General features: G+C 64.2%; 16 protein-coding genes and 1 pseudogene. 11 read left to right on the forward strand and 6 right to left on the reverse strand.

Annotated features, from left to right (window positions below; all coding sequences use genetic code 11):
- Nucleotides 1-7 precede the first annotated feature (7 nt).
- Nucleotides 8-574: an LOG family protein gene (locus tag QQK18_RS11365; RefSeq protein ID WP_284340457.1), complete on the forward strand. Its 567-nt coding sequence runs from the start codon at nucleotides 8-10 to the stop codon at nucleotides 572-574.
- 26 nt (nucleotides 575-600) lie between these two features.
- On the opposite strand, the gene QQK18_RS11370 is transcribed toward QQK18_RS11365, so the two are convergent.
- The 4 genes and pseudogenes from QQK18_RS11370 to msrB all read right to left on the reverse strand — a co-directional run bounded on the left by QQK18_RS11370 (nucleotide 601) and on the right by msrB (nucleotide 4,602).
- Nucleotides 601-1,119: a response regulator gene (locus tag QQK18_RS11370; RefSeq protein ID WP_284340458.1), complete on the reverse strand. Its 519-nt coding sequence runs from the start codon at nucleotides 1,117-1,119 to the stop codon at nucleotides 601-603.
- Between the two features lie 171 nt (nucleotides 1,120-1,290).
- Nucleotides 1,291-1,893, reverse strand: a complete 603-nt coding sequence (locus QQK18_RS11375) for a superoxide dismutase (protein WP_284340459.1) — start codon at nucleotides 1,891-1,893, stop codon at nucleotides 1,291-1,293.
- A gap of 97 nt (nucleotides 1,894-1,990) precedes the next feature.
- A complete protein-coding gene (locus QQK18_RS11380; protein ID WP_284340460.1) occupies nucleotides 1,991-4,072 on the reverse strand; it encodes a S9 family peptidase in 2,082 nt (693 codons plus the stop codon).
- Nucleotides 4,073-4,195: 123 nt separating this feature from the next.
- Nucleotides 4,196-4,602 (reverse strand): annotated as a pseudogene (gene msrB, locus QQK18_RS11385) (peptide-methionine (R)-S-oxide reductase MsrB).
- A 319-nt stretch (nucleotides 4,603-4,921) separates the two neighbouring features.
- On the opposite strand from msrB, the gene mbhE reads away from it, so the two are divergent.
- From mbhE to QQK18_RS11425, 8 genes are all read left to right on the forward strand, one after another.
- Nucleotides 4,922-7,315 carry a hydrogen gas-evolving membrane-bound hydrogenase subunit E gene (gene mbhE / locus QQK18_RS11390; RefSeq protein WP_284340461.1) on the forward strand — a complete coding sequence of 798 codons (2,394 nt, stop codon included), beginning with the start codon at nucleotides 4,922-4,924 and terminating at the stop codon, nucleotides 7,313-7,315.
- Complete coding sequence (locus QQK18_RS11395; RefSeq protein WP_284340462.1) at nucleotides 7,312-7,743, forward strand: Na(+)/H(+) antiporter subunit B; 432 nt, start codon at nucleotides 7,312-7,314, stop codon at nucleotides 7,741-7,743. Before mbhE ends, QQK18_RS11395 begins: the two co-directional genes overlap by 4 nt.
- The gene (locus QQK18_RS11400; RefSeq protein WP_284340463.1) at nucleotides 7,743-8,117 is read left to right on the forward strand and encodes a Na+/H+ antiporter subunit C; all 375 of its coding nucleotides are present in this window, start codon (nucleotides 7,743-7,745) and stop codon (nucleotides 8,115-8,117) included. Before QQK18_RS11395 ends, QQK18_RS11400 begins: the two co-directional genes overlap by 1 nt.
- Nucleotides 8,117-9,733 (forward strand): proton-conducting transporter transmembrane domain-containing protein, encoded by a 1,617-nt coding sequence (locus QQK18_RS11405; protein ID WP_284340464.1) that lies wholly within the window; start codon nucleotides 8,117-8,119, stop codon nucleotides 9,731-9,733. Before QQK18_RS11400 ends, QQK18_RS11405 begins: the two co-directional genes overlap by 1 nt.
- Nucleotides 9,730-10,218, forward strand: a complete 489-nt coding sequence (locus QQK18_RS11410) for a Na+/H+ antiporter subunit E (RefSeq protein ID WP_284340465.1) — start codon at nucleotides 9,730-9,732, stop codon at nucleotides 10,216-10,218. The genes QQK18_RS11405 and QQK18_RS11410 overlap by 4 nt, the downstream gene beginning before the upstream one ends.
- Nucleotides 10,208-10,534 (forward strand): cation:proton antiporter, encoded by a 327-nt coding sequence (locus tag QQK18_RS11415; RefSeq protein ID WP_284340466.1) that lies wholly within the window; start codon nucleotides 10,208-10,210, stop codon nucleotides 10,532-10,534. The genes QQK18_RS11410 and QQK18_RS11415 overlap by 11 nt, the downstream gene beginning before the upstream one ends.
- Complete coding sequence (gene mnhG / locus QQK18_RS11420; protein ID WP_284340467.1) at nucleotides 10,531-10,875, forward strand: monovalent cation/H(+) antiporter subunit G; 345 nt, start codon at nucleotides 10,531-10,533, stop codon at nucleotides 10,873-10,875. The genes QQK18_RS11415 and mnhG overlap by 4 nt, the downstream gene beginning before the upstream one ends.
- Nucleotides 10,876-11,006: 131 nt before the next feature.
- The gene (locus tag QQK18_RS11425; RefSeq protein WP_284340468.1) at nucleotides 11,007-11,429 is read left to right on the forward strand and encodes a Ros/MucR family transcriptional regulator; all 423 of its coding nucleotides are present in this window, start codon (nucleotides 11,007-11,009) and stop codon (nucleotides 11,427-11,429) included.
- 115 nt (nucleotides 11,430-11,544) lie between these two features.
- Here the strand turns inward: QQK18_RS11425 and QQK18_RS11430 are convergent, their stop codons facing one another.
- A complete protein-coding gene (locus QQK18_RS11430; RefSeq protein ID WP_284340469.1) occupies nucleotides 11,545-11,976 on the reverse strand; it encodes a SufE family protein in 432 nt (143 codons plus the stop codon).
- Between the two features lie 53 nt (nucleotides 11,977-12,029).
- Entirely contained in the window at nucleotides 12,030-12,305 is a 276-nt protein-coding gene (locus QQK18_RS11435) for a hypothetical protein (RefSeq protein WP_284340470.1), read from the reverse strand.
- A gap of 420 nt (nucleotides 12,306-12,725) precedes the next feature.
- On the opposite strand from QQK18_RS11435, the gene QQK18_RS11440 reads away from it, so the two are divergent.
- Both QQK18_RS11440 and QQK18_RS11445 read left to right on the forward strand, forming a co-directional pair.
- Nucleotides 12,726-14,492: a sensor histidine kinase gene (locus QQK18_RS11440; protein WP_284340471.1), complete on the forward strand. Its 1,767-nt coding sequence runs from the start codon at nucleotides 12,726-12,728 to the stop codon at nucleotides 14,490-14,492.
- On the forward strand, nucleotides 14,489-15,748 hold the full coding sequence (locus QQK18_RS11445; RefSeq protein WP_284340472.1) for a peptidoglycan-binding domain-containing protein: 1,260 nt from the start codon (nucleotides 14,489-14,491) through the stop codon (nucleotides 15,746-15,748). The genes QQK18_RS11440 and QQK18_RS11445 overlap by 4 nt, the downstream gene beginning before the upstream one ends.
- Nucleotides 15,749-15,755 lie beyond the last annotated feature (7 nt).

Below are 15,755 nucleotides of genomic sequence, written 5' to 3' on the forward strand. Positions count from 1 at the left end.
AGCACGCATGCACCAAGCTCACGCCCACCCAACGCTCACGATATTTGCTTCCGACAAGGGGCCGGGGGACGCCGAGCGGTCGAGCATCATGTCGCAGGCGGGCAGCTATCTGGCGCGGCGCGGCGCGCGCGTGCTTTGCCTTGCCGAGCGCGGAACGCTGCCCATTCCGCTGATCACGGCCGTCAGGGCCGCGGGGGGCGATGCCGCTGTAGTGGCCGACGCCAGCATCGTCCTGCCGCCGGCGCTGGCCGGCGTACCGATCGAGGTGATTTCCGACCGCGACCAGCGACTGGCACGCATTGGTGGGCAGACCGATGCCTATATCGGCCTTCCCGGATCGCTCGCTTCGGCCTCGAGCCTTTTTGCTGCCTGGACGGCAGCGCGCCAGGCTGGGCAGGCCCGCCCGGTCGTGCTCCTCAACAAGAATCGGGCCTTCGAGATGATGCGCGGCTATGCTGCCGACGTCCTCTCGCACGGTCTCAAGGGCTACGACCGTGTCATTCAGTTTGCCGATTCGGTCGAGGATGTGTGGATCCGGGCGAGCCGGATGATCGAAGAGCGCGAGCGCGGCTAAGCTCCGTCAGTTCTGACGGAGCCGAACTAAACGTTCTGCGGGAACAGTTCGACGACGTTGTCGCCACGGCGTCGGCCGTGGTCGGACGGGCGTGAGGATGCGGGCATGCGATCGCGCCTGTCGGGACCACGATAACCCGACGCCACGACGAATGGCCGCCTGAGGTCGAGCCGTGCCACCACCCGTTCCAGGAGATGTCGGGGCGACATTGGTTTGACGATGACCTCGTCGATGCCGGCCGCGATGCTTGCGTCACGCAACGCACTAGTGACGGTACGTGTAAGGGCGATCGCCTGGAAGTCCGCCCGCACGATACCTGGACGGGCTCGCAGTGCCGCGACAAGCTCGACCGCCGGCACGTCCTCGCGATCAAGGTCAATGATAAGAACGTCAACGGGCGCGATGCGCATGTAGGTCGCCAGTGCGAATTCGCTTTCGAAAGGGCGCACGCGCAAGCGCCTGTCCGACCCCAGCACCATGGTCAGCACAGAGGAGAGTGCAGGATTGGCGGTAATGACGGCGACGACCTTGCCCGCTTGCTGCAACGGCGAACTCCCATGGTTAACAATTCGTTACCATGTTACAACGGCCGGATGAAGGCCTCGGTTGCGTTTTCAACTGCAAGGCAGACATGAAACGGCCCGTCCACGAAGTGGGCGGGCCGCAACAGGCAGTCGTTGAGCCGCTATGTGGCGGCTCCCACGGTGGGGCGGGAGCTACTTGCTGGCGGCCTCGTAGAGTTCGGCGACATAGTCCCAGTTGACCAGGTTGTCGAACCAGGCTTCGAGGTATTTGGGGCGGGCGTTGCGGTAGTCGATGTAATAGGAGTGTTCCCAGACATCTACGCCCAGGAGCGGCGTGCCGCCGTGGACGAGCGGGTTCTCGCCATTGGGGGTCTTGGTGACCTCGAGCTTACCGTCCTTGAACGCGAGCCAGGCCCATCCCGAACCGAACTGCGTGGCGCCGGCCGCAAGGAAGTCCTCGCGGAACTTGTCGAAGCCGCCGAGGTCCGAATCGATGGCCGACTGCAAGGCACCCGGCAGCGCCCGGCCGCCGCCATTGGCCTTCATCCACTTCCAGAAATGGATGTGGTTGTAGTGCTGCCCGGCATTGTTGAAGAGGCCGGCATTCTTGCCGTAGCTCTGCTTGACCACCTCTTCCAGGCTCTTGCCTTCGAGGCCGGAGCCTTCGAGCAGCTTGCTGCCGTTGGTCACATAGGCCTGATGGTGCTTGTCGTGGTGGAACTCGAGCGTTTCCGCCGACATATAGGGCGCGAGCGCATCCTTGGCATAGGGCAGTTCGGGCAGTTCAAAAGCCATTTCAGCCTCCTTGGATTGATGGATTTTTGCGCCGGAGCGCGAAGAGGACGGGTCCCTGATATAGGCCGATTGTGACGGCCGAACAATTACTTGCCGGCTAACCCTCGAGGCCGACCGCCTTTATCGCGAAGGCATAGCACATGGCGGTTTCCTTGATGCGGTCGAAGCGCCCCGAGGCGCCGGCGTGCCCGGCGCCCATATTGGTCTTGAGGTATAATGGCGCGTCCCCGCTCCGGGTTGCGCGCAGCTTTGCCACCCATTTGGCCGGTTCCCAATAGGTGACGCGCGGATCGGTGAGGCCGGCAAGCGCCAGGATCGGTGGGTAGTCCTGGGGCGAAACCTGCTCGTAGGGCGCGTAGGCGCCGATGCGTTGGTAGTCCTCGGCGCTGGCGAGCGGATTGCCCCATTCAGGCCATTCGGGCGGGGTCAACGGCAGAGTCTCGTCGAGCATGGTGTTGAGGACGTCGACGAACGGCACCTGCGCAAGGATTGCCGCCCACAGGTCCGGTCGCAGGTTGGCGATCGCGCCCATCAGCATGCCGCCCGCCGAACCGCCCTGGGCAACGATCCGGTTGCGGGCGGTATAGCCCTTGTCGATGAGCGTTTCGGCGGCGGCGATGAAGTCGGTGAAGGTGTTGGTCTTGGCCTCGCGCCGGCCCAGCCGGTACCAGCGATAGCCTTTCTCCATGCCGCCGCGGATATGGGCGATGGCATAGACGAAACCGCGGTCGACCAGCGAAAGGACGGATGTGGAGAACGCCGCCGGCATCGACATACCGTAGGCGCCGTAGCCGTAGAGGAGGGCAGGCGCGGTGCCGTCGAGCGCGAGGCCCTTGCGATAAAGCAGGGTCACCGGCACCTGCTCGCCATCGGGCGCCGGGGCAAAGATCCGCCGCGTTTCGTAGTCGGCCGGATCGTGGCCGGTCGGCACTTCCTGCTCCTTCAACAGCGTGCGGTCGCCGGTTGCCGCGTCGTAGTCATAGGTGCGGTTGGGCGTGGTCGGCGAGGAATAGGTCAGTCGGAAGGTCGTGGTGTCGAACTCGTAGCCGAGCGACATGCCGAGCGAATAGGCCTCTTCGCCGAACTTGACCGTCTCTTCCTTGTCCGTGCGCAGATCGCGGATGACGATGCGCGGCAGGCCTTCGAAGCGCTCGAGGCGGATGAGGTGGTTGGCGATGACGCCGATGTCGAGGATGAGCACCCCCTGCCGGTGCGGCACGAGATCGCTCCAGTTTTCCGAACCGGGCGCCTCGACCGGCGCCGTGACGATCTTGTAGTCCTCGGCTCCATCGGCATTGGTGCGGATGTAGAGGAGCCCGCCGCGCTCCTCGACCTCGTACTCGCGCTCGACGACACGTGGTGCAACGAGCCGCGGTTCGCCGCCGGTCCCGGCATCGACCAGCCAGACTTCCGAGGTCTGGTGGTCGTGGGCATCGATGACGATGAACCGGTCCGACTGAGTGCGGCCGACGCCGACGAAGAAGCCGGGATCCTTTTCCTCATAGACGATGGTGTCAGCTTGCTGCGGCGTACCGATCTCGTGCCGGCGCACGCGGAACGGGCGGTGGTTCTCGTCGTATTCGGTGTAATAGATCGCCTTGCTGTCGTTCGACCAGACATAGCCACCGGCAGTCTCGACGATGACCTCGGGGCCGTCCTTGCCGGTTTTGAGGTCGCGGATGACGATATCGTAGTATTCTGATCCGGCGCGGTCGGCGGCCCAGGCCAGGTGCCGATGCGAGAAGTCGTGCTCGGCGCCGGCAAAGCCGAAATACGCTTCCCCCGCCTCGACATTGCAGTCGAGGAGCACCTGCTCCTCTCCGCCATCGCGCGGGGCGCGCACGATCAACGGGTACTGCTTGCCCTCGAGCATGCGTGAATTATAGGCCCACGGGCCGTGGGGCGTCGGTACGCCGGAATCGTCCTCCTTCATCCGGCCGCGGATTTCCTTGTAGATCGCCTCCTGCAGCGCCGCGGTGGGTTTGCCGAACTCGGCCTCGTAGTACCCATTTTCCGCTTCGAGATAGGCGCGGATGTCCTCGGCCAGCGTATCGGGTTGTTGCATCACCTCCTGCCAGTTGTCGGCGCGCAGCCAGTGATAGGGGTCGTCGCGCGTGACGTTGTGATAGGTCGTGGCATGCGGCTTGCGGGCCGCGATCGGCGGGGTGGGCTTGGACATGGAAGTTCCGATGGATGAGGCAGCAAGTGTCTAAGCACGCTCGGGAGTTGGACGCCAGTCCCGTCACGATTGCCTCCCCCGCCAAGGCCCCGAGGGGAAGGCGTTCAGCAGAACAGCGGTGGTTTACGCCTTCGGCTCGAAATCCAACGCCGTGCCGTTCATGCAGTAGCGCTGCCCTGTCGGCTGCGGTCCGTCGGAAAAGACGTGCCCGAGATGGGCGCCGCAATTGGAGCAGTGGATCTCGGTACGCACCATGCCGTGCGCGCGGTCTACGGTTTCACCGACGGCATCCGCGCTGATCGGCGCAAAAAAAAGCTCGGCCAGCCGCTGCCGGATTCGTATTTGGTCGAGGCATCGAACAGCGCTTGCCCGCAGGCAGCGCAATGATAGATACCATTGCCCTTTTCGACGTTGAGCGGGTGGGTAAAGGCGCGCTCGGTGCCGTGCTCGCGCATGACGTGATACTGCTCGGGCGAGAGTTCCGCCCGCCATTCGGCCTCGGTCTTCTTGACTTTGAAGTCTTCGCTCATCGCTTCCCTCCGTATCTGCTCAACAGATAGGCACGCTTGCCGCGCCTCGCCAGACAAAAAGGCTTATGGGGGCCAGAGCGGGGTGCGAAAAGGTGGGAACCGGTTTTTCGCGAAAATCCCGCGCCAACGAGAAACTAGAGCGCACGATTTGATTCAATCAGATTGCATCGCGTTCTGGGGTGCGGCACATCGCAGCGGCGATTTGGCTTGTCCTTGGGGGTTCAATCAGTAATCTCCCCCGCAACTTCCAACCTTGCTCGAGACGAATCGTCTCGCGACCACTGCAGGAGCCCGACCGGACTTGGGACCTTCGCTAGACGTGAGTGTCATTCTTGTCGCGATCGCCCCGTTTCTGGCGGCTGCTCTGGCGCCTGCGGTGCATCGGTTCACCGGGGCCTTTGCCGGCTGGTTCCTTGCCATCGTGCCGGCGGCGATCTTTCTTTTCCTTTTCGGCTTCCTCGATGAGGTCGCCGGCGGCGAACCGGTCAGGGCAAGCATCGATTGGGTGCCGTCCTACGGCATCGGGCTTTCGTTCCTGATCGACGGCCTCAGTCTCACTTTCGCGCTGATGATCTCGGGGGTCGGCACGCTGATCATCGTCTACTCGGGTGCCTATCTCGCCGGCCATCCACATCAGGGCCGGTTCCTCGGCTTCATGCTGGCCTTCATGGGCGCCATGCTCGGCCTCGTGCTTGCCGACAACATGCTGGCGCTTTACGCCTTCTGGGAGCTGACGTCGGTCTCTTCCTTCCTGCTCATCGGCTTCGATCACGCCCGCCAAGCCGCGCGCCGCGCTGCTATCCAGGCGCTGGTGGTCACCAATCTCGGCGGCCTAGCGCTGCTCCTGGGGGCGCTGATGGTCCAGCATCTGACCGGCCAGTGGGACCTGTCCGGAGTGCGCGAGACCGGCGACCTGATGCGCTTAAGCCCGTTCTACGCGCCGGTGCTGGTGCTCTTTCTGCTGGCCGCCTTCTCCAAATCCGCGCAGTTCCCGCTGCATTTCTGGCTGCCCAACGCGATGGAGGCACCCACCCCCGTCTCGGCCTTCCTGCACTCGGCCACCATGGTGCAGGCCGGCGTCTATCTCCTGGCGCGCATGACACCGATCCTGGGCGAGACGCAAGCCTGGATGGCAACGCTTACCGTTTTCGGCGGCGTGACGCTCGTTTGGGGCGGGTTCAGCGCCCTCAAGCAGATCGACCTGAAGCAGATGTTGGCGTCAACGACAATCGCCTCGCTCGGCCTTCTTGTCCTGTTGATCGGGCAGGGGAGTGAAGCCGCGATCGCCGCCATGGTCGTCTATTTCGTCGCCCACGCTTTCTATAAGGCCGGCCTCTTCCTCATGGTCGGGGTCCTCGACCACGGAACCGGCACCCGCGACCTGACTGCGCTTGGCGGGCTGATGCGCAAGATGCCGGTGAGTTTTGTCGCCGCCGTCCTTTCCGGCGTCTCCATGGTCGGACTGCCGCTGACGGTCGGCTACCTTGCCAAGGAGGAGATGTATCTCGGGCTCGCTCATGCCGATCCCTCGAGCATTCTCGTTCTCCTCGTCGTCGTTGCCGGCAACGCGCTGCTTGCCGCCGTCGGTATCGCCATTGCCATGCGCCCCTTTACCGGCGCGACGGTCGAGACGCCCGTGCCCGCCCACGAGGGCTCGTTCGGCCTTGTCCTGGGGCCGCTGGTGCTCGGCCTTCTCGGAATAGGCGTCGCCCTTGCGACGGCTTGGTTCGGTCACGACATCCTTGAACCGGCCGGGACCGCCATCCTTGCCGAGCCGGTGGAAAGCCACCTGACGCTCGCCCTCGACCTCGGCTCCATCCTCTTCTGGCTCTCGCTGCTGACCTGGGCCCTTGGCGCCGCCGTCTATTACCAGCTCGACGCCCTGCGGGCGCTGCTGCGCCGGGCCGACGCCGTCATCGGCTGGACGTTCGACAAGGGGTTCGATGTCCTGATGTTTGGCCTTGTCCGTATGGCAGGGGCAGTGACGCGCTTCCTGCATCACGGACGGCTGGAGGTCTATCTCGTCGTCGTCTTCTCGTTCTTCGCCATCGCCCTTCTTGCCCCGTGGCTGACGCTCGGCGGGCTCGAGAGGCTGATGCCGCCGTCGGCCCTCGGAACGTGGGCAGCGCAATGGTCCTGGTCGGACCTGACCGTCTACGAATGGGCAGTGGTTGCCATCGCCATCATCGGGCTGGTCGCACTGGTGATTGCGCAGAACCGGCTGGTCGCCATCCTCTCGCTCGGGGTTCAGGGCATCGCGGTCGCTATGCTCTTCCTGCTCTTCGGCGCGCCGGATCTGAGCTTTACCCAGTTCATGGTCGAGATCCTTTCCGTTGTCGTCCTCACCCTGGTGATGACGCGGCTCAAGCTGGACGAGCGCGACCACCGGCCGTTCGAGGACGCGCTACGCGATGGAACCATCGCCGTCCTCTGCGGCCTGGGCGTTACTCTGCTGCTCTCGACGATCCTGACCGGCCGGCTCGACAACGAGCTCAGCGGCGTCTTCCTTGCGACCAGTGTGCCGATTGCCCATGGCCATAACGTCGTCAACGTCATCCTTGTCGACTATCGCGGCTTCGATACGCTCGGCGAGATCAGCGTCGTCATGGCCGCCGGCATCGCCATCCTGGCGCTCATCCGCGGCCAGCGCGGTGCTGGCCGGATACCGCTCCCGCCGGCCCGTAGCGAGCGGATCAAGGGGATGGTGCGATGAACACCGTCATATTCCGGACCATCGCGCCGCTGATCGTCGCCGTTATGGTGGTTTTCTCGGTCTATATTCTGCTGCGCGGGCACAATGAGCCGGGCGGCGGCTTCATCGGTGGGCTGATCGCGGCCTCGGCCATCGCTATTCTGGGCATGTCCTCGAGTGTGTGGGCAGTGCGTCGGGCCCTGAAATTCGATCCCCTGGCCTATGCAGGGTTTGGTGTGTTCATCGCTGGCCTCTCCGGCCTCGCCTCGCTGTTCATCGGCGCGCCGTTCATGACCAGCCTCTGGTTCTACGTCGAGCTGGGCGACACCGAGGTGGCCTTGTCGACGCCCATGGTCTTCGACATCGGGGTCTATTTCGTCGTCTTCGGCACGCTCTCGGCCGTGGCGCTGGCTCTCGAGGACGAACGCGACGAAGAGGAGATCGACTGATGGACTACATCATCGCCGGACTGATCGGCATCTTCGTGACCGTCGGCGTCTATTTCCTGCTCTCGCGTTCGGTCATCCGCATGCTCCTGGGGATCACCGTCTTCGGCAACGCCGTCAACCTCTTGATTTTCACCGGCGGACGGCTGACGCGCCAGGTGGCGCCGATCGTGCCGGAAGGCGCCGAGACCATCGCGGGAGCGGCCAACCCGCTGCCGCAGGCGCTGGTGCTCACAGCCATCGTCATCGGCTTTGCCATGTTCATCTTCCTACTGGTCCTGGCCTTCCGCACCTACCAGTCGCTCGACGCCGACAACACGGACAACATGCGGCTGGCCGAACCCGAGGGCGGCTGCCGGCCGCCGCTGAGCTACTGATGGAAACTGAAGCCAACCTTCCCCAGGCCATGATCGAGACCGCCACCGCCGCGGCCGACTGGGTGATCGTGCTGCCGATGGCGCTTGCATTGATGGGCGCTGCGCTCCTGCTGATGGCGCGCCGTACCCGCTCCTTCCATGCCGGCTTCGCGCTGCTCGTTGTGGCTGCCATCATCGCCTGTGAGGCGACGCTCTTCGTACGGGTGATGGCCGACGGACCGGTGTCCATGACTATGGGCCGATGGCTGCCGCCGTTCGGCATCAGCTTCACCGCCGATCTTTTCGGTACCGCGTTCGCCCTGACCTCGGCGGCAGTCACTTTCGTGGTCATCTTCTACATGCAGATGGATCACTCGGCGGGGGACAATCGCGACGGCCAGTTCGCGATGGTGCTGCTGCTGCTGGCCGGTGTTACCGGCTCGTTCCTTACCGGCGACTTCTTCAACATGTACGTCTGGTTCGAGGTGATGCTGATCGCGTCCTTTGGGCTTGTGGTGCTGGGCGGGCGCGGCCTGCAGCTCGATGGCGCGGTCAAATACGGCTTCCTCAACTTCCTCGCCACCACTTTCTTCCTTCTGGCGCTGGGCCTGACCTATGCCCTGCTCGGCACGCTCAATATGGCCGATATCATCGGTAAGGCAGAACAGGCCGATCCGGCCGCACTCGCCGGTATTGCCGCCCTGCTGGTGCTCGCCTTCGGCATGAAGGCGGCCGCTTTCCCGGTCAACGCGTGGCTACCCGCCTCCTACCACACGCCGCCGGCGGCGGTTTCGGCCCTTTTTGCCGGCCTTCTGACCAAGGTCGGCATCTTTGCGCTGATGCGTGCCATGGTGATGCTCTTTCCGTCGAGCCGTGACCTGCTCGAACCCGTGCTGGCCGCCGCGGCCATCGCAACGCTCGTCATCGCCCCGCTCGGCGCCATCGCTGAAACGAACCTGCGCCGCGCCATGGGGTTCATCGTCATCGGCGGTATCGGCGTCGTGCTCTCGGGCATCGCGATCCCGACGCCCTCGGGAGTCGCGGGTTCGGGCTTCTATATCTTCCATGCGATCCTCACGATGGCGGCGCTCTACCTCGTTGCGGGGCTTGTCGAGAAGGTGACGGGTGAGACCGACAGCCGGCGCATGGGCGGCATCTATGCAGCCAACTCACCGCTTTCCATACTCTTCTTCGTCGTCGTGCTGGCGGCCGCCGGCGTGCCGCCATTCCTCGGCTTCTGGCCAAAGCTCCTGCTGATCGAAGCCGGCCTCGAGCGCACCGACCTCAGGGTAGCGGGCGGCCCGGCTGACTGGACCGGCCTTGCCATGGCCGGCGCGCTGATCGTCAACGCCTGGCTGACGCTCATCGCCGGCACCCGGCTGTGGGCGCACATCTTCTGGCGCGCGGGTAGCGAAGGAGCCCAGTCCGAATACCAGCCGGTTGCGGTGCGCGCCTTGTCGGTGCGCGAGGGCTGGCTGGGATGGGGGGCGACAGCGGTGCTGGTCGGCGCTATCGTCGCTGCCGGGCTCTGGCCCGATTTCGCCTTCCAGACGGCTCGTGCCGCCGCCGCAGACTTCATCGATCCGTCGCGTTACGTTGCCGCGGTCGGCCTCGCAACCGGGAGTGGGGCGCCATGAACATCCTGCTGCTGACCCTGGTCCTGGCATTCATCTGGGCGACGATCACCGGCACCTTCGGGCTGCTCAACCTGTTGCTGGGCGCTGCGGTCGGCTTCGCGGCGCTCTTTATCCTGCGCGCCTACCTGGCGCCGCCGCGCGCCTTGCGCCAGATCCGGCGGCTGCTCTCGCTAATGGGGCTCTTTCTCTACCAGCTGCTGCTGAGCGCCGTGCGCGTCGCCGCGATCGTCGTGCGCCCGAACATGCGCGAGACCCTGCGCCCCGCCATCATCGCCGTGCCGCTCGACGTCAAATCCAACGCCGAAATCACCTTGCTCGCCAATCTGATCACGCTGACGCCTGGAACGCTGAGCACGGTCATCTCGGAAGACAAGAGCAAGCTCTTCGTCCACGTCATTACGCTCGAATCCCGGGAGGCGCTGATCGCCGACATCAAGGACGGCTTCGAGAAGAAGGTCATCGAGGTGTTCTCCAATGACGGGTAGCGAAGCTCTGTCGCTGGCCACGCTGATCGGCCTCATCGTCCTCAGCCTCGCCATGGTCCTTGTTATCGTGCGCATCGTCATCGGCCCGACCTTGCCGGATCGGGTGCTCGCGCTCGATGCGCTGACGACGGTGGCGCTCGGATTCGTCTGCGTCATCGCCGTGCGCACAGGACTGATGCTCTACCTCGACATCGCGATCGCGCTTGCCCTCTTGGGGTTCCTCGCGACGGTCGCGCTTGCCCGCTATATCCTCGCGCGAGCCGCCGGCGACGGCGCTAGTAGCGGTATCTTGAACAGCAAGGAGTCCAGACAATGATCGTGATCATCCAGTATCTGGCGGCAGCGTTAATCCTTGTCGGCTCTATATTTGCTCTTCTGGCATCCATCGGCGTACTTCGTCTGCCTGACCTTTATACCCGCATGCATGCAGCCTCGAAGGCTGGCGCAGTGGGTGCCGGTTTCATTTTGATAGCAATTGCCTTGTTATCGAACGATATACCGATTATCTTACGGGCCCTGGCTGGTTTCTTCTTTTTGCTGTTGACGACGCCAGTTTCTGCGCACCTTCTAGCCCAAGCTAGTTGGCGCGCTGGTTACAAACCGGCCGCTTCCACGGTGATCAACGATCTGGATGCTGAAATTCAGTCACATTCGTAGTGAATGATAAGAAAAGGAAGGGTTGGGGAAACAACTTCTGCAGCTTGCATTGGCTGTGGAAGAACATTACGAATCACCGGTCGCGTGTCTGCCTCCCTGCGTGACTATCAAGAATAATGAAAGGTTGAGATATGAGTGACCCCGTTGGCACGGCGCCTGTATTCGATAGCGATCTGATAGAACTCAGTACCGAGATCGTGTCGGCCTATGTCAGCCACAATGCCGTCAGCCCGACGGACTTGCCCAAGCTGATCTCGGAAGTGCATACGGCGCTGCGCGCCCTGCAGGGCAACGAGACGCCTGCGCCCGTCGAAGAGCTCAAGCCCGCTGTGCCGGTGCGCAAGTCGGTCACCCCCGACTACATCGTGTGCCTGGAAGACGGCAAGAAGTTCAAATCGCTGAAGCGCCACCTGCGCACCCACTACAACCTTTCGCCCGAGGAATATCGGGAGAAGTGGGGTCTGCCGGCAGACTATCCGATGGTTGCGCCCAATTATTCGGCTACTCGCTCGAAGCTCGCCAAGGACAACGGCCTCGGCCGCAAGGCTGGCTGACCAAGCACGTTCCATACGGACCGGTAGGGCCGAGCCGGCCCGTTTGCGGACTTAGGCCTACAGAACGGCCGCCCATGGGGCGGCCTTTTTGTTATTTCGACAAACGTGTGCGAGGCTAGCTCAGAGCGGCGGCGGCTTCGGTACGAATGCGGTTGACCATGGCGACCAGGCCATTGGAGCGCTGCGTGGTCAAATGTTCGCGCAGACCCATCTCGTCGAAAAGGGCGACGGCGTCGGTGCCGGCGATCTCTTCGAGCGGCCGGCCCGAGTAGAGCGCCAGGAGCACGGCCACCAGACCCTGGACGATCATGGCATCGGACTCGCCGCGATAGACGAGAGCAGGGCGCCCGTCCGGCGCTTGCGACTTCTCAGAGACGAGCCAAACCTGTGAGACGCAGCCGTTGACCTTGTTCTGTGGCGTACGGTCGGCCGGATCGAGCTTGGGCAGGGCCTGGCCGAGCTCGATGAGATAGCGGTACCGATCCTCCCAATCGTCGAGGAACGAAAGGTTTTCGGCAATGTCCTGAAAGGCGGTCGGATCGCTCATGTCCACTATTTAGTGGATGGCTGCCGCCATTTCCAGTCGCGAGGCGGTTCGATTCAGCCGGCGCGTTCCGGTCGCGGCCGGGGCAGGGGCACGGGAGCCGCGGCGGGGACCGACGGTGCCGAATCGGCAATGGCGGCGGCGATGACCGCCTTGCCGCCGACGCAGGCGAGCGAGTCACAGTCCTCGGCCGTGAGGCTCTGGGCAATCACCTGCCGGCCCGCCGAAAGCGCCTGGTTCGAGAGATCGCCAGCGGCCTTGTCGAGGTCAATGCCGGGTTTGATGACGAGAAAGGCGACCGTGAGCCAGAAGGCTGAGCGTACGAGAAACATGGGTCTTTCCAACATTGCAAAGCTCGCATTCGCAAGGCTAGGCGCGGGTCATTAAACTGCGCTCGCGGATTTAGATAAAATTTGAAGCAAATACCACCGGTGTCCTTTGGCCGGGCAAGGTCTTGTTTACGCTAAACCGAGAAACCGCGCCTCTCGGGGCCGCAGGATCGGGTGTCGGCGGCTGCCACTTAATCGTGTCTTAGGTGTTCGCCAGCCACCGTTGTGGAAGCAGACCCGAAGCATATTCGGGCGTAGAGCGGGATGCGAAAAAGTGGGAACCGGTTTTTCGCGAACAATCCCGCGACAGCAAAAGGTTAGAGCGCGCGATTTGATTCCATCAAATCGCACCGCGCTCTAGGCGTCGGGGCAGTGAGTTTTAGTGCAATGGGTAGGCTTTTCTCTTTCCGCGCAAGCAAAGAGATGTCGCCGGCAACCGCCGGAAGCGGCCATCGTCCCGATGCCATGCGCCGCGCCGCATTGGCCGACAATGCGTGGACGTTCATCGTGCTTGCGGCCCTTGCCATGCCCTTCGCGGTCCACACACTGCTCAGCGGCAGCATCCTGCCGTTGACGCTTGCCGCCCTCTTCCTCTTCGGCGGTGCAGGCTCGCTCGCTCTCAACCGCAGCCACAAATACGCGCACGCTGCCACCAGCCAGGTCGCCACGATCATGGCGGGTGGCGCCGTGCTGGCGGCTGCCGATCCGCACTTGGCCGATTTCGGCCTGGCAACCGCGGTGCTCGGCCCCGTTCTCGCCTCACTGCTGGCCGACGGCCCGCTACGCCGGCTGAGCTGGGTTGCGTTCGGCGTCATCGTCATCGCTAGTTTTGCCCTGGCCGACCTCACCCTTCCGGTCGACCCGGATATTGCCACGCATCCCGGTTTCGTCACCCTGCTGGCTGCCGCCCTCGTCGTTGCCCTTTCGGCCAACCGCATCAACCGCGCCTACGAAGTCTACGACAAGCGGCAGGTGGCTGCTTACCGGCACCTCATCGAGCACGTGCAGGACGGCGTGATGCGCTTCTCGGAGGAGGGGGAGCTCGTCTACGCCTCGCCCTCGTGCGAGACCGTCTTCGGCTGCCGGCGGTACGAGCTGACGGGCAAAGCGCTCGGTGAGCGTGTCCACGTCGCCGACCGCCCAGCCTATCTCACCGCCTTCGCCGATGCCAGCCGGGGCGGGACGCCCCGGACCATCGAAGTGCGCATACGGCGCGACCGCCCGGGCGAGAGCCCCAGCGTGCCGCGATACTTCTGGTCGGAAGTCGGCTTTTCGCCGATCGCCGAAGCCGGTGGCCACAAGGAGCGTTTCGAGGTCGTTGCGCTCATCCGCGACATCACCGAACGCAAGGACCAGGAGGCAGAAGCGCGTGAGGCCCGCAAGGCCGCCGAACAGGAATCGGGTGCCAAGTCCAGATTCCTGGCGACCATCGGCCATGAACTGCGCACCCCTCTCAACGCAGTCGTCGGCTTTTCCGAGATGATGATGCAGGGCATCGGCGGCGAACCGAGCCCGACCCACCGTGAATATGCCGGGCTCATTCATCAGAGCGGCAAGCATCTGCTCGAGGTCGTCGGCATGCTCCTCGACATGTCGCGGCTCGAGGCAGGCAAGTTCGAGCTGCAGACCGATACGATTACGCCCGAAATCCTGATCGAGCCGAGCTTCGGGATCGTCGAGGCCCTGGCGCGCGAGCGCGGCACGACGCTCAAGACCGAGATCGTGCGGCCGCTGCCCGTCCTCGTTGCCGATGAGCGCGCCTGCCGGCAGATTCTCATCAACCTCTTGTCGAACGCCATCAAGTTTTCCCATGCGGGGAGCACCGTGGCCGTCTCCATGAAGCGGCAAGGCCAGGACCTTAACATCTCGGTCAGCGACCGGGGGATCGGCATGGATGCGAGCACCATCGCACGCATCGGCGAACCCTTCTTCCAGGCCAATGGCGGCCTCGACCGCCGGCATGAAGGCACGGGTCTCGGGCTGTCGATCGTCAAGGGACTGGTCGAGCTGCACGGGGGAACGCTGCGCGCGATTTCGGAAGTGGGTGTCGGCACCACCGTCACCGTGTTGCTGCCCTTAAACGGTCCGGCAAGGAAAGTGTTGGAAACTGCGCCGGTCGCGACCTTGCATCGTGAGTCGGCGGCCACGCAAACGACCCCATGGCAAGACGAAAAAAGAAAAGCTCTATGACGGCCTCCACCCTCTCCCATCTGCCCATGGCCGCAGGCAGCGCCTTGCTCGCCGGACTCGGCCGGGCGGGCCTGTGGGCTGTGGCTCGCTATATGCGCGCCCCGCTCGCCAATACCGGCATGCTTGCGTTGGCAACGATGACGGCTATGGCCGGCACCAATGCGCTCTACAACCAGACTGCCATACATCCGGCCCCGCTCTTCGCGCCGGGGCCTGTCGCACCCGTGCCGGCCGAACGCCCCGAGGATCTGGCAAGGGTTGCGGACCCGCAGCCTCAGACCGTTAGCGCCCCAGCCGCGGACCCGGCACCCCTCGTTCAGCCGGTGACGAGCGAGACGACAGGAAGCGTCGTGCCGACGGTGCCCGACGCTCCGGTCGGCAACAAGGACGTCTTTGCGGTGCAAAAGAAGCTGTTCGAGATGAAGCTCTTCGAGGGCGAGATCGACGGCTACTACGGCCCGATGACCGCCCGCGCCATCCGTGCTTTCGAGGAGCGCCATGGGCTGACGCCACAGGGGGCGCTGACTCCGGCCGTGATCGAGGCGATCCTCGGGGCCGACGCAACCGGGGTGCTTCGAGCGCCGGCCGCCCAACCAGTCGCCGCCGCGCCAGCGGCCGTGCGCGCCGCCGATCCAATCCAAACCGCTGCGGCCGCGCCCATTGCTACGCCCACTCCGGCACCGGCACCCTTGTCGGCAGGCGATCAGGCCGACGTCCTGATCGGACCGGTGGCAAGCGACAATCCGATAGACGCAGTTGTCGCTTCCGCGACTGAAACCATTGACTCGCTCATTGCGGCCGTCGGCGATCGCCAGACCCCGGCGCCGCCTGCTCAAAGGCCGGTGCCGGCTCTGCCGTTGCTCGCATCACCGTCGTCGAACACCGGTGCGCAGGCGATGCCGGCCCCGATCGCGCCGGCGCAGACGCCAGCGACGATCCCTGCTCGCGAATCGCGGGCCGCATCGGCCACCGCCGAGCCGTCCCGCCAGATCGTGGCGAACGCCAGCCCCCAAGCGACCCGGCCCGCGGCGACCAGCGCTGCCCCGCCGGCCGCTGCGACCAACCGGGAACTGGTCTCGCAGGTACAGCGCGGGTTGGCGAGCCTCGGATTCCTGCATGGCGCCATTGATGGCGAAGCCGACGAGGCGACCGCCCGAGCCATCCGCAACTTCGAGGTCTACCACAACTACAAGGTCACCGGGCAGGTAAGCCCGGCGCTGGTTGACATGCTGTTGGCGGCCGGGGCAAGCATCTGAGCTTGGC

This window comes from Devosia nitrariae (genome assembly GCF_030160115.1).
GTDB classification, from domain to species: Bacteria; Pseudomonadota; Alphaproteobacteria; order Rhizobiales; family Devosiaceae; genus Devosia; species Devosia nitrariae.

Bases quoted from the DNA above. Each gene is read 5' to 3' on its own strand.
- QQK18_RS11365 (WP_284340457.1), top strand. From the start codon at position 8: ATGCACCAAGCTCACGCCCACCCAACGCTCACGATATTTGCTTCCGAC.
- QQK18_RS11415 (WP_284340466.1), top strand. From the start codon at position 10,208: ATGACGGGTAGCGAAGCTCTGTCGCTGGCCACGCTGATCGGCCTCATC.
- QQK18_RS11430 (WP_284340469.1), bottom strand. From the start codon at position 11,976: ATGAGCGATCCGACCGCCTTTCAGGACATTGCCGAAAACCTTTCGTTC.
- mnhG (WP_284340467.1), top strand. From the start codon at position 10,531: ATGATCGTGATCATCCAGTATCTGGCGGCAGCGTTAATCCTTGTCGGC.
- QQK18_RS11400 (WP_284340463.1), top strand. From the start codon at position 7,743: ATGGACTACATCATCGCCGGACTGATCGGCATCTTCGTGACCGTCGGC.
- QQK18_RS11375 (WP_284340459.1), bottom strand. From the start codon at position 1,893: ATGGCTTTTGAACTGCCCGAACTGCCCTATGCCAAGGATGCGCTCGCG.
- QQK18_RS11425 (WP_284340468.1), top strand. From the start codon at position 11,007: ATGAGTGACCCCGTTGGCACGGCGCCTGTATTCGATAGCGATCTGATA.
- QQK18_RS11405 (WP_284340464.1), top strand. From the start codon at position 8,117: ATGGAAACTGAAGCCAACCTTCCCCAGGCCATGATCGAGACCGCCACC.
- QQK18_RS11440 (WP_284340471.1), top strand. From the start codon at position 12,726: ATGTCGCCGGCAACCGCCGGAAGCGGCCATCGTCCCGATGCCATGCGC.
- QQK18_RS11445 (WP_284340472.1), top strand. From the start codon at position 14,489: ATGACGGCCTCCACCCTCTCCCATCTGCCCATGGCCGCAGGCAGCGCC.
- QQK18_RS11410 (WP_284340465.1), top strand. From the start codon at position 9,730: ATGAACATCCTGCTGCTGACCCTGGTCCTGGCATTCATCTGGGCGACG.
- QQK18_RS11395 (WP_284340462.1), top strand. From the start codon at position 7,312: ATGAACACCGTCATATTCCGGACCATCGCGCCGCTGATCGTCGCCGTT.
- QQK18_RS11380 (WP_284340460.1), bottom strand. From the start codon at position 4,072: ATGTCCAAGCCCACCCCGCCGATCGCGGCCCGCAAGCCGCATGCCACG.
- QQK18_RS11435 (WP_284340470.1), bottom strand. From the start codon at position 12,305: ATGTTTCTCGTACGCTCAGCCTTCTGGCTCACGGTCGCCTTTCTCGTC.